The following is a 12,404-nucleotide window of genomic DNA, read 5'->3' on the forward strand; positions in this document are numbered from 1 at the left end:
CGACAAATCCCAAACAGGACAGTCGAGACGTCAGTCAGGCGGAGGGTCAGACCCACCGGCAACATCATCACGTCACATCCTCACTGTCAGGCGAGGGCGGCGTGGTGGCGGCGGGTGACCTCGGGGTGGGCTCGGGTGTAGCCCTTCCACTCGTTGAATCCGAAGTCGGCGAAGAGGGGGTTGGCCGGGTCCTCGGTGGCACCGGGGGCGTGGTGGGCGAGGGGGAAGTCGAGCGGCGCGATGTGGGCGTCGAGCCGGGGGTTGTAGAAGAACGGGACGGAGTAGCGCTCGCGGGCTCCAGCCGGGCTGACCACCCGGTGGCTGGTGGCCTTGAGGTAACCGTCGGTGGCCACCTCCAGGAGCTCGCCGAGGTTCACCACGAAGGCGCCGTCGAGCGGCGGGACGTCCAGGAAGGTGCCGTCCGGGCGCTCGACCTGGAGTCCGCCGACGGTGTCCTGGAGCAGCAGGGTGATGAACCCGTAGTCCTTGTGGGCGCCGACGCCCTGACCGGCGCCGTCCGGGGCGGTGCCGGGGTAGCGGACCAGCTTGAGGCGCAGGTGGGGGTGGCCGGCGAAGGCGTCGTCGTAGAAGTCTGGGCGGGCGCCGATCGAGGCGAGGAGTTCGTGCAGCAGGCGCTGGGCGATGGTGCCGAGGTGGTCGATCCAGCCCAGGGCGGCGGTGCGCAGTTCGGGGAGCGCGGCCGGCCACTGGTTGGGGCCTTCCAGCCACCAGTACGGGGGCTCGCCGGTGCCGGGGGCGTGCGGGGGCAGCTCGGCGCCGATGTCCAGCTGGTCGCGCCAGTCCTGGCTGCCGCCGGTGCGCTCGTCGCCGGTACGGGTGTAGCCGCGGTAGTGGGGGGAGTTGAGGTTGCTCACGGAGAGCCGGTCGGCCTCGGGGAGGGCGAAGAAGGCGCGCATGGCTCCGGTGAGCGCGGCCGTTTCCTCCGGGGTGATGCCGTGGCCGACGAGCTGGAAGAAGCCGACGCCGGTGGCCGCGGTGCGGAGTTCGTCGTGCAGCCGGCGGCGGTCCTCCGGGCTGCCGTCGGCGAGCGAGAGGTCGATCACCGGGAGGGCGTCGGGGTGGGTCCCTGGACCTGCTGCGGCACCCGCTTCGGCACCTGCCGGGAGGCGGGCCGCAGAGTGGGTCTCGGGGCCGGTCTCGGGGCCGGTCTCAGGGCGAGGCTCCGGGGTGGCGCTGGTTCCGGATATGGGCGTGTGCTGCTGCGTCATGTGTGACATCCGCTGGTCTCGTCCCGGCTGGTCCCGGTGGTCGACCAGGGGAGGCCGGAGCCGCGCCTGGTGCGGCGGGTGCTCCGGTAGCCGGGAGGTGGTGGCGGCCGCTCGGGGCCGCCATGAGGGTGGGTGGCGCGAGGTTCAGCCGGAGCGTCGACAGGACATGCTCGTCACGCGGAGCAGGTCCACGTGGCGGCGGCGAACAAGGATGAGCACCTCACCAGCGTAGATGACCCGTTCGGTGGCGGGCGAACCCCCCTGCGGCGGAAGGTCGCCCGTCACTTGTCAGGGATCGGTCACATTGGGTGTCTCCTGGGCGGGGTGGTGTCGAGTGTGGCTGGGGATCGAGGGCTGTCAGGCGATCGTTATCGGGGACTGTCAGGCGTTGTTGAGGTAGGCCAGGACGGCCAGGACACGACGGTTGTCGTCATCGGAGGGCTGGAGGTCGAGCCGGACGAAGATCGACGCGGTGTGCTTGGCGACCGCTCGCTCGGTGATCACCAGCTGCTGGGCGATCGCGGCGTTCGAGCGGCCCTCTGCCATTAGCCCCAGTACCTGCCGCTCCCGTGGGGAGAGGGTGGAGACCGGGCCGGCCGAGGAGTTGTGGGTCAGCAGCCGGGTGATCACCTCCGGATCCATCGCGGTACCGCCCTGGGCGACCCGCCGGATGGCGTCCAGGAACTGCGCGCCGTCCAGCACGCGGTCCTTGAGCAGGTAGCCGATGCCGCCCGAGCTGCCCGCCAGCAGCTCGCGGGCGTAGAGCTGCTCCACGAACTGCGACAGCACCAGCACGGGCAGGCCCGGGTGGGCCTGCCGGGCCGCCAGTGCTGCGCGCAGCCCCTCGTCCGTGAAGCTCGGCGGCAGTCGTACGTCGACCACGGCGATGTCGGGCCGGTCGGCGGCCACCGCGGTGAGCAGCTGCTCGCCGTTCTCGACGGCCGCGGTGACCTTCATGCCGTTGGCCTCCAGTAGCCGGGTCAGCCCGTCCCGGAGGAGGAAGAGGTCTTCCGCGATGACAACGCGCACGGGATCTCCAGGTTCACAATGGTCGGTCCACCGGACGGGCTGCTGATCGCGAGCACCCCGTCGAAGGCGGCCAGTCGCCGTTCGGTTCCGCTGAGGCCGGTGCCCCGGGACGGGTCCGCGCCTCCGCGCCCGTCGTCGGTGACCGATATCCGCAGCAGCCCGTCACTGTGCCCTATCTCGATCCATACGTGCGAGGCCCCGGAGTGTTTCACCGCGTTGGCCAGCAGTTCGCTCACCGCGAAGTAGGCGGCCGACTCCACCGGAGCCGGGGCCCGGCCGGGCAGGCTGCCGGCGAAGGTGACCGGCAGCGGCAGGTCCAGCGCGGTCGCCTCCACAGCGTCGGCCAGGCCTCGGTCGGCCAGCACCGGTGGGTGGATGCCCCGGACCAGGTCCCGCAGTTCGCTCAGCGCCTTCACCGAAGAGGTCCGGGCCTCGACCAGCAGTGGCCCGAGGGCCTCCGGATCGTGCTTCACCTGTTCGGCGACGGTCAGCAGCATGCCCAGCGCCACCAGCCGGGCCTGCGCGCCGTCGTGCAGGTCCCGCTCGATCCGGCGCAGCTCGGCCGCCCCGGCATCGATGGTGTCCGCTCTGGTGCGCGACAGGTGGCTGACCTGGCGGGCGAGTTCGGTCCGCCGGGACGGTCCGAGCAGGGACCGTGCGGCCTTCTCGTGCATCCGCAGTACGGGCGGCGCGGCCCACAGGATCGCGAACGGGGCCATCCAGACACCCATGCCGTAGACGATCACCAGCGGGAACAGCAGCCCGTTCCGCCCGAAGATCTCCATGGCGACCGGCGCCAGCAGCACGGTCGCGGCCGTGAACAGTACCGTGAGTCCGCTGAGGAACGCCCAGGCGAGGTCCCGCCAGGTCGCCGGGTCGGTCAGCCAGCCGCCGGACCGCAGCCGCTCCCAGGAGCCGCCCCCGCCGGTCGGGCGGCGGTACGGCACCGGGATCGGCTGCCCGCTCCACCGGTCGACGACCCGCCGGGTCTCGGTGGCGATCCAGCGTGCGCCGAACAGCCCGAGCACCAGCAGCGAGGGCGCCAGCCAGAGCGAGACGGACCGCCCGCCGGGGGCGGCGCCGCCGTACAGGTGGGTGGCCGTCACCGCGAGCGCGCCGGGGGCGAACAGGACGGCTCCGATCGCCCGACCGCCACCGCCGGTGGCCCAGCAGAGCGCCCACAGGGCGACCGGGCCCAGCGGCACCGCCAGGATCAGCGGGCCGCCCAGGCCGAACGGCCGGGACTCGTCGGGCCCGAGCAGCGCGGCGCCGAGCAGGACCGGTCCGGCCAGCAGCGAGATCAGGCCCGTCACGGCCAACGTCACCACGTACCAGGCGCGAGCGCCGTCCGCACAGGCCCGTCCCACCCGCCGGGCCGCCCGGCCGATCTCTTCTGCCCTCATGTCGCGCCCCCTCCGTCCTGAGCCCCGCCGAGGGCTCGAAGCCTGGGTTCCGAAGACCCCGTCGGCCTCTGTCCCGATCTTTCGCTGAGTCAGTCTGCCCCGCCCGCAAGCCCGAAGCTCTAGGCCTGAACACCCAGTTCGAGGTGTATCTGGATACACCCCCAGGACGCCGCTTAGACGGCTGCCCGCACCCGGTCGCGGATTCGTAGCGTGATGTCCCGTCAGCCGGCCCGGGTCTCCCCGGCGCCGGACCGCGAACCGTGGAGGGCCCGTGAACGCGCCGATCATCAGGATCCGTGGCGTCAGCAAGACGTACGACGGAACCGACGCCGCCCGTCCGGCTCTGGCCGGACTCGACCTCGAGGTGCGGGCCGGAGAGGCGCTGGCCGTGCTCGGCCGCTCGGGCAGTGGCAAGTCCACGCTGCTGAACCTGATCGCCGGCCTCGACCGCCCGAGCGAGGGCGGAGTCGAGGTGGACGGCGTGGCCGTCCACGAGCTCGGCGAGGCCGCGCTCGCCGAGTACCGGCGGACGCGGATCGGCATGGTGTTCCAGTTCTTCAACCTGCTGGACGACCTGAACGTGGAGGACAACGTGCTGCTCCCGGCCCAACTCGCCGGGATGCGGCGGGAGCAGGCCCGGGCCCGGGCCGGGGAGCTGCTGGAGCGGCTCGGGGTGGCCCGGCACGCCAAGGCCTTCCCGGGGCGGCTCTCCGGCGGTGAGCGCCAACGCGTCGCGGTGGCGAGGGCGCTGATGAACCGCCCGCCGCTGCTGCTGGCGGACGAACCCACCGGGGCGCTGGACAGCGCCTCCGCCGCCGACGTCCGCGACCTGCTCCGCCAGCTCAACGCGGAGGGCCAGACGATCCTGCTGGTCACCCATGACACCGCGCTCGCCGAGGCCTGCGCCGACCGGACGATCGAGCTGCTCGACGGCCGCCTGATCCGGGACACGGCCGGCGCCCAGGTGGCCGGCGGCCGGAGCGGAGCGGGCGCATGAACGCGATGGGAAAGGTGGTCCGGGCCGGGGTCGGCCGCAAGCGGGTGCAGACCCTGGTGATGGTGCTCACCACGATGATGTCCGTGACGGCCTGCATCCTCGCCCTCGGGCTGCTGGTCGCAGCCCAGGCCCCGTACGAGCGCTCCTTCACCGACCAGCACGGCGCGCACCTCAACGTGCTGTACGACCAGACCAAGGCGAGCACCGCCCAACTCGCCACGGCCGCGCACGCGCCCGGGGTGACGGCCTCGTCCGGGCCCTACCCGGCGGTCACCCTCCAGCCGCGGGCCGGCCAGGACACCAGGATCCCGCCGGCCGGCAGCCTGCTGCCGCCGATGACGCTGGTCGGCCGGGCGCAGGACGGCCCGATGGACGACCTGCGGATCACCATGGGCCGCTGGGTCGCGGGCCCCGGCGAGGTGGTGTTCCTGAACGGGCACTCACCGCTGGCGGTCGGGGACAGCGCGCAGTTCCCTGATCTGCCCGGGCACCCGACGCTCAAGGTCGTCGGCCTGGCCGACTCGGTCTCCTGGAGCGCGGACGGCTGGGTCGCCCCCGAACAGGTGGCCGGGCTGACGGCACCGGGCACCACGCCCGCCGCCCAGTACCTCTACCGCTTCGCCCACGCCGGCAGCGACGCCGAAATGGAGGCCGACCACGCGGCGATCGCCGCCGCGGTGCCGAGCGGCGCGCTCATCAAGGTGACCACCAACCGGCCCGCCCAGGCGGAGGCGAACCGGACGGCCTCGACCTTCGTCCCCTTCGTCACCGCCTTCGGGGTGCTCGGCCTGGCCATGTCGGTGCTGATCATCGGCGTCGTGGTCAGCGGCGCGGTGAGCGCCGCCACCCGGCGGATCGGCATCCTCAAGTCCCTGGGCTTCACCCCGGCCCAGGTGGCACGCGCCTACGTCGGCCAGGCGCTGATCCCCGCCGGGATCGGCACCGCGCTGGGCGTGGTCGGGGGCAACCTGCTGTCCGTGCCGGTGCTCGGAATCGCCCACAAGGCGCTGCGCGGAGGGCTGCTGGGCATCCCGACCTGGGTGGACGTGGTGGTCGCGGTGGTGGCCCTGGGCGCGGTGGCCGGCACCGCGCTGGTGCCCGCGCTGCGGGCCGGACGGCTGCGCACGGTGGAGGCGCTCGCGGTCGGCCGGACGGTGCCGGGCTCCAGGCGGCATGCCGCCGGGGGCGCGTCGGGACGGGCCACAGCGGCCGGTCTGCCGACCCGGATGCAGAACCTGATCGGCCGGCTGCCGGTGCCCCGCGCCCTCAGCCTCGGGCTGGCGTCCCCGCTGAACCGGCCGGGCCGCTCGGCGACCACCGCGGCCGCGGTGGTGCTCGGCACGGTCGGGGTCACCCTCTGCGTCGGTCTGACGCTCTCCCTGGGCTCGCTCCAGAACGGCCTGACGGCCGACCGCGGGGGCAAGGTCGTGGTCCAGGCCCCGTTCGACGGCTCCAAGCCCGTCGACCACGTGGACGAGGCGGCCGTGCAGAAGGCGATCGAGTCCCGCCCCGGCACCCGGGCCTGGTACAGCAGCGTGCCGACCTCGGCCACCGTGGCCGGGAACACCGGACGCTCCCAGCTGGTCGCCTTCACCGGCGATGCCTCCTGGAGCGGCTTCCAGCTGGTCACGGGTCGCTGGTTCCACGGCCCCGGCGAGGTGGTGGTCAGCGCGGCCTTCCTGCGGGCCAACCAGGCGAAGGTCGGTGACACCGTCACCCTCACCGACCACGGGCGCAGCACCCCGGCGAAGATCACCGGCGAGGTCCTGACCGTCGAGGACCTGCTGTTCATGGACCGAGCCTCGCTGGATCCGCTCGGCGGCGCGGTCCACCCCGAAGCGCTCTCCTTCCACATCGACCTCACCCAGGGCACCGACGCCAAGGGCTACGCCGACGGGTTGGACGCGGTGGTGGAACCGATGGGGCTGAGCGCCGACCCCGGAGAGGAGCACCTCAACATCGTGGTGCTGGCGATGAACACCCTGGCGGGCATGCTCACACTGCTGCTCTCCGTGGTGGCCGGGCTCGGGGTGCTCAACACGGTGCTGCTGGACACCAGGGAACGGGTGCACGACCTCGGGGTGCTCAAGGCACTCGGGATGTCGCCCCGGCAGACCGTCGGCATGGTGCTCACCTCGGTCTGCGGCAGCGGCTTGCTGGCCGGGCTGATCGGGGTCCCGATCGGGATCGCGGTGCACCATCTGGTGATGCCCGCGATGGCCCGCGCCGCCGGGATCGGGGTGCCGGACGAGGACCTCACGGTGTTCGCCCCGTCGGTGGTGGGTCCGCTGATACTCGGCGGCCTGGTGTTGGCGCTGCTCGGCGCCCTCCTGCCGGCCGCTTGGGCCGCCCGCACCCGGACGGTCACGGCGCTGCGGACGGAGTGACAGTGGGGACGGAGTGACCGCGGGGGAGAGGGCAGCGGTTTCCGAGCTCGCCCCCTCCGCCGGGCCGCCCCGATGGGCCCGCCCCTCCGGAAGCGGACCCAGAGCTCGGCTCAGGAGCGCCGTGCCGCCGCGTACGCCTCCATGGCGGCGCGCTGGTAGGCGGCCAGGCCCGGGGCGATGGCCTCGTATGCGGCGTTCCACTGCTCGTTCTCCGTGCACGAGCGCGCGATGGCGAGGTACTCCTCCGGCGGGACCGCGCGGAGCCCGTTGAGCATCCGGTACTCCTCGTCGATCATGCGCTGGGCGGGCTCGGCATCGGCCGGGTGGCCGGCGGCCATCAGCTCCGCCAGGCGGACCATCCGTGCGGTCCGCTCGCGCTGGCCGGCCTCGATCTCGGCCGGGGTCATCGCGGCGGTCGCTTGCCGGGCCGCTTCGGCGTGCTCGGGGAAGTCACGCAGGCTGACGTCGATGTCGGCGGGCTGGATGCCTTCGAACAGGTTCTCGGGTCGGTTGATGTCGGTCATGGGCGTGCCGTCCTTCCGGGAGCGTTCCAGGTCGGCGATCGTGCGTGAGACGGTGGCGGCGAGGGCGTCGAGCCGGTCGCTTTCGGCGACCAGTTGGCGGTGGTGGCCCCGCAGGGACTCCAACTCGTCCACCTGGTCGCCGATGATCCGGGAGATCTCGGTCAGCCCCACGCCCAGCGCCCGCAGGACGAGGATCTGCTGCAGTTGCAGCAACTGCCGCTCCTCGTAGTAGCGATGCCCATTGGAGCCGATCCGGGCGGGAGGCAGCAGTCCGATCTCGTCGTAGTGCCGCAGGGTCCGGGCGGTCACGCCCGACATCCGGGCGACCTCCGCGATCGGCCAGGCCATTGCCGTCTCCTCTGCCATCTCCTCTCCCCCTCTCGTATCCCGTCCTCCGGGTCTCGTCCCACGTCCATCGACGTGCACGTTCGCTCGGACCGGGGCCGGTTCCTCCGGCCCCGCTCACGACGGTAGAAGCTGCCGCTGCGGCAGCTTCAAGCGCGGGCGGCGAATCGGTCTCCGTCCTCGGCGAACCACTCCAGGGACTGCCCGTGCGGCCCGGTGAAGGCGACCGGCCGCTCGTCCAGGGCGAGGGCGAACAGCCCGGAACCGGCCGGGGCCGGGTGGGGGAGGCGTTCCGCGACGGTCGGCAGGACGGAGACCGCCTCGTTGGAGATCCAGCGGGCGGGCAGCTCTCGCATCGTCGCCGTGAACTCCTCCCGTCCCTCCGGCGACAGGTACGCGAGCACCGCGCTGTGGAACACCACCGGCGTCGAGCCCGCCGGTGCCTGCGCCACCAAGTCCCGTACGGTCTCGTTGAGATCGCCGCGCACCAGCAGCGGCGGTTCGGCCCGGGCGATCCGGACCGCGCCGCGCAGCCGCTCCAAACGGTGGGTCTGCTCCGGCCAGACCAGTGACTCCAGCCACCGCATGTCGTCCTCGGAGCGGACGTCCAGCGGGTTGAGGTCGATTCCGGCCCGCCACACCACCTCGGGCAGCTGTTCCCGCAGGGCGTCGAGCATCGGCACCGGCCCGCTCACCGAACAGTCCAGCGTCACCGGGCTCCCCTCGGCCCCGAACTCACCGACTGCCTCCACCTCACCGACTGCCTCCACCTCACCGCCGGTACCGCCGGTACCGCCCGTACCCGCGTACCCCGACCGGTACCGGTACCGATACCGGTCCGGGTACAGGCAGAGCCCCGCCGAGGCGCCCACCTCGATCAGCGCCAGCGGCTGCGGCAGCGAAGCCAGCAGCGGCAGCAGGGTGGCGCAGCGGCCCGCCTCGTTGGTCTGGGTGCGCCGCTCCAGCATCGTCGTCGAGACCTCGGCCCACCGCGTCACCGTCCAGTCGCGGAAGGCCGGCCAGCCGTCCGTCACCGGTCCGCCGAGGTGCCGCACCGCACCGAACAGCAGGTTCGGCTGCCGCTTCGGGGTCGGCAGTCCGTCCAGCAAGTCGATCAACTCCTGGTTCCCGGCCGTCCGTTCGGCCAGTTCCCGGTACATCGGCGAGTTGCCGCGCGCCTCCCGCTCCGCAAATGCCAGGTAGTGGCTCGCCGTGGCGCCGTTGCTGTCCATGTTCCGTGCTCCTTCTCCGCCGACCTTGGCCGAGCCTTGCCCATCGATCTCGGCTCGGCCTTGGCCGTACCTTTTGCCGTCCGCTGTACGGGCGCTGAACCGCCGCCGGGGAGAGTCCCGCACCCGTGCCGGCTCGGCACCGCCGCCGTGATCGGGGCGGCCCAAGCGGGAGAGGAGTGGAACCGGCGCGGCAAGGTCTCCGAGGGCGAGATCGCCGCGCTCTCCTTGGGGCTGAGCGGCAGTTCGGCCACGGCGAGCGCCGCCGCCGTCCCGGTCACTGCGCCACCACGGTAGCGAACCGCCCCACCCACCGCCCCGCCCACCTACCAGCCCGCCTGCCACTCCGCCTACCAGCCCGCCTACCGCCCCGGACCGACGCCGTGCCCCGGCTGCCAGTCCAGCCCCGGGTCGGTGCGCGGACGGACGGTGTGCAGCAGTGAGGTGAGCGACCAGACCACCACGGTCAGCAACGCGTAGAACAGCAGCAGCGCCCAGAAGGGGGTGGTGGACAGGCTCCGGTCCTCGAACCGGCACCAGGCGTCCGGCGGTAGCCAGGACGCCCCCGTCTCCAGTAACCGCCCACCGCCGGACACCAGGCCGCGTTCGCAGCGCTCCCCGTAGTCCAGCGACCGTACGTACAGCAGGGCGTACAGCCCGCCCGCCGAGGCGAGGGAGAGGACGGCGCTGATGCCCAGGAGCATCAGCTGTCTTCGCCCGGCCGCCGTACGGATGTTCGTCACCGGGGCAGCGTACCGGCGTGGCGGTCCCGGCCGGGCGCGGACCGCGCGGGCCACCCAGCCCCGCTCCCCGGGGCGGCCCCGGCCCGATCACCCCAGCAGGCCGCCCATGTGCCCGTCCTCGGCGAGCAGCCGCCAGGAGCGGCCGGGCGAGGCGAAGGCCTCCGGGTCGACGCCCTCGACCAGCCGGTCCACCACGGTGCTCAGCAGCGACTGCGGATCGAACACCGCCCAGGTGTCCCGGCCCCGGCCGTGCTCCCAGTGCTCCCACTCGGCGCGCAGCCGCTCGTACGTCCACAGGGCGTAGAGCAGGGCTGACAGGTCGCGGTTCAGGTACGCCTCGGGCTGGCCGTCGTCGTACCAGTCGGGCAGTTCGAGCCGGCCGGTGGCGCCGTCCAGGGCGATGGTGAGGTCGGTCGGCCAGTCGCCGAGCGCGAGGTAGTCGCGCTGGTAGGGGCGTTCCTCCTCGCCGTCGAAGTACTCGGGGTAGGCCTCCGCCATGGTGACCAGCGGCTCCTGGCACGCCCCGAACATCGCCCCGCCGAGCGGCAGCCCGACCTCGGTCAGCAGCCGTCGGGTGGGCTCGTGCACCAGGGCGGCGGGCAGCCCCTCCGGCCGGAACCGGTGCACCAGGCCCGCACCGCCGTCCTCGTCGGTCAGCGCCGCCAGCTCGGCCACCAGCTCCGGGCCGACCTCGTACGCGGGCCCGCCCGGCCCGCCGGGCAGCGCGCCCCAGGCCAGCGCCCGCACCAGCAGCGCCGTCCCCCAGTGCGCCGGCACGGCGCCGTACCCGGCGTCGCGCGTGGCGTCATCCACGGCGTCAGGTACGAAGGCGTCCACGACATCGGGCGCGGCCTCAGGCGTGGCGTCCGGCGCGGCGGCGCGCCCGAACAGTGCGGGATCGATGTCCCTCATCCGCCGCTCGGCCCCGGCCAGCACCTCGGCCACCACCGCCGGCCCGCGCCGCCCGTCGAGCGCGTCCGGGCGCAGGGCCGCCTCGCCCACCGCCTCCACCTCTCGGATCAGCGCAGCCAGCGCGGCGAGGTCGGAGGCCAGCGGATCCCGCCGGGGGCCGCCGTTGCCGAGGAACACCTCACCGGTCGTCCCGTCCAGCAGCACCAGGTTGCCGAGGGCGGCGAAGGGCATGCAGTAGTCCGTCTCCCCGAGAACGAAGAGTCGCTCCGCCCCGGTGCTCGGGAAGGCCTTCAGCGAGCCGCCGTCGAGCACCCCGAAGTCCAGGAACGCCCCGGCGGCGGGCAGTCCCTCCCGCACCAGGAACTCCCGGCTCCCCTCGTGCACCACCCCGCCCGGAACCCCGGCCACTCGCACACACCCCACGCGCCCCGCCCTTCACCGTTCCCCCTGACCCCCTGACCCTAGCGGGCCGATCCGACAGTGCCACGGGGGTTTCCCCGGGCCGACGGCCGCCAGCCAGGTCACCAGCCGGGCCGACACCCGCCAGCCAGGCCAGGGCGACGGCCCCGCTGCGCCGGGCGACGCCCAGAGCGGCTCTACGGCAGCGCCGGGTCGTCCACGTTCCACCGCTCCGGCAGGTCCCCGTCGCAGAACACGCAGACGTAGTGCCCCTCCCGGACGATGCCGCAGCGCCCGCACCCCGGACAGCGGCGGAACACCACCGCGTGGGTGAAGCCGCCGGGGTGCGGCAGTCCGAGCCGGTCGAGGGCGGAGGCGACGGCCGGCCAGGAGGTGACGTCGGGGCAGTAGCCGGTGGACAGGTTGCTGACCGCCCCGACCTCCCGGCTCCCGCCGTCCGCCCGCCGGAACCCGACGTCCCGGCCCCCGCCGTCCGCCCGCCGGAACCCGACCTCCCCGGCGCTCAGCACCGACTCCCCGCCCGCGCAGACCACATGCTCACTGCGACGCGGAGCGAGCCGCAGCGCCCCGCCCAGGTCCACCACGAAGGTGAACGGCTCCACGGACTCCGCCGCCGCCCGCGCCTCCGCCCACGCGGCGAACTCGCCCGCCGTCCGGACCGGTTGACCGCCGAAGCCCTCGCACCCACCCGTCGTCGACGGCCGCAGCTCCGGTGGCCCCACGTAGCGGTACGCCCGCCCGAAGCCCTCCTCGGCCTCCGCCACGACCGCCCGCTCGGCCGGCCGAACCCGCCACCACGTCATTCGAAGGCCGTCCCGCTCAGTCCGAACTCCCGCAGCTCATCACACAGTTCGCGCACCGCTCGAAGTGAGCCCCCGAATCCCTCGCGCAGCACCCGTAGCGCAGCCGCCGGAGCGCCGAGCGGCCCGGAGAGCCGCAGCCGGGCCGGTCCGTGGGTGGCCAGCAGTGCGGCGCGAACGTCCTTCGTGCGGGCTCCGGGCCCGAGTGCTCGCACATGTTCAGTCCGCAGGACGGTGGATTTCGGCGTCCCACCACAACTCCCCTCCACCGTGGAGGAACTGCCCGGCGCTCCGAACGGCGACACCCCCGCAGTCCTCACACCGGACGGCCGTCCTGACTCCTTGCCCCATGCCCACTACACCCACCACCTCGCCATGCCCCCACC

Annotated in this window: 11 protein-coding genes; 2 read left to right on the forward strand and 9 right to left on the reverse strand. The window is 73.4% G+C overall.

Annotation, left to right across the window (positions count from 1 at the left end; translation table 11 throughout):
- Positions 1-86: 86 nt before the first annotated feature.
- The 3 genes from ACZ7BZ_RS33405 to ACZ7BZ_RS33415 all read right to left on the reverse strand — a co-directional run bounded on the left by ACZ7BZ_RS33405 (position 87) and on the right by ACZ7BZ_RS33415 (position 3,661).
- Positions 87-1,064 carry an isopenicillin N synthase family dioxygenase gene (locus tag ACZ7BZ_RS33405; RefSeq protein ID WP_470361621.1) on the reverse strand — a complete coding sequence of 326 codons (978 nt, stop codon included), beginning with the start codon at positions 1,062-1,064 and terminating at the stop codon, positions 87-89.
- 546 nt (positions 1,065-1,610) lie between these two features.
- Complete coding sequence (locus ACZ7BZ_RS33410; protein ID WP_465746913.1) at positions 1,611-2,258, reverse strand: response regulator; 648 nt, start codon at positions 2,256-2,258, stop codon at positions 1,611-1,613.
- Positions 2,210-3,661, reverse strand: coding sequence for a sensor histidine kinase (locus tag ACZ7BZ_RS33415; protein ID WP_470361622.1), 1,452 nt, complete (start codon positions 3,659-3,661; stop codon positions 2,210-2,212). The genes ACZ7BZ_RS33410 and ACZ7BZ_RS33415 overlap by 49 nt, the downstream gene beginning before the upstream one ends.
- 271 nt (positions 3,662-3,932) lie before the next feature.
- Between ACZ7BZ_RS33415 and ACZ7BZ_RS33420 the strand changes: the two genes are divergently transcribed.
- Together ACZ7BZ_RS33420 and ACZ7BZ_RS33425 are read left to right on the forward strand one after the other, a co-directional pair.
- On the forward strand, positions 3,933-4,658 hold the full coding sequence (locus tag ACZ7BZ_RS33420; RefSeq protein ID WP_470361623.1) for an ABC transporter ATP-binding protein: 726 nt from the start codon (positions 3,933-3,935) through the stop codon (positions 4,656-4,658).
- Positions 4,655-7,045, forward strand: a complete 2,391-nt coding sequence (locus tag ACZ7BZ_RS33425; protein ID WP_470361624.1) for an FtsX-like permease family protein — start codon at positions 4,655-4,657, stop codon at positions 7,043-7,045. Before ACZ7BZ_RS33420 ends, ACZ7BZ_RS33425 begins: the two co-directional genes overlap by 4 nt.
- A gap of 110 nt (positions 7,046-7,155) precedes the next feature.
- Here ACZ7BZ_RS33425 and ACZ7BZ_RS33430 read toward each other — a convergent pair whose 3' ends face one another.
- From ACZ7BZ_RS33430 to ACZ7BZ_RS33455, 6 genes are all read right to left on the reverse strand, one after another.
- Positions 7,156-7,917 (reverse strand): MerR family transcriptional regulator, encoded by a 762-nt coding sequence (locus tag ACZ7BZ_RS33430; protein ID WP_470361677.1) that lies wholly within the window; start codon positions 7,915-7,917, stop codon positions 7,156-7,158.
- 146 nt (positions 7,918-8,063) lie between these two features.
- Positions 8,064-9,146 (reverse strand): DUF2332 domain-containing protein, encoded by a 1,083-nt coding sequence (locus tag ACZ7BZ_RS33435; RefSeq protein ID WP_470361625.1) that lies wholly within the window; start codon positions 9,144-9,146, stop codon positions 8,064-8,066.
- A gap of 359 nt (positions 9,147-9,505) precedes the next feature.
- Positions 9,506-9,886, reverse strand: a complete 381-nt coding sequence (locus ACZ7BZ_RS33440) for a hypothetical protein (RefSeq protein WP_470361626.1) — start codon at positions 9,884-9,886, stop codon at positions 9,506-9,508.
- An 87-nt stretch (positions 9,887-9,973) separates the two neighbouring features.
- Positions 9,974-11,206 carry an SUKH-4 family immunity protein gene (locus ACZ7BZ_RS33445; RefSeq protein WP_470361627.1) on the reverse strand — a complete coding sequence of 411 codons (1,233 nt, stop codon included), beginning with the start codon at positions 11,204-11,206 and terminating at the stop codon, positions 9,974-9,976.
- 188 nt (positions 11,207-11,394) lie between these two features.
- Positions 11,395-12,021: a hypothetical protein gene (locus ACZ7BZ_RS33450; protein WP_470361628.1), complete on the reverse strand. Its 627-nt coding sequence runs from the start codon at positions 12,019-12,021 to the stop codon at positions 11,395-11,397.
- Complete coding sequence (locus tag ACZ7BZ_RS33455; RefSeq protein WP_470361629.1) at positions 12,018-12,233, reverse strand: hypothetical protein; 216 nt, start codon at positions 12,231-12,233, stop codon at positions 12,018-12,020. Before ACZ7BZ_RS33455 ends, ACZ7BZ_RS33450 begins: the two co-directional genes overlap by 4 nt.
- Between the last annotated feature and the right edge of the window lie 171 nt (positions 12,234-12,404).

It is taken from the genome of Kitasatospora sp. NPDC036934 (genome assembly GCF_055608425.1).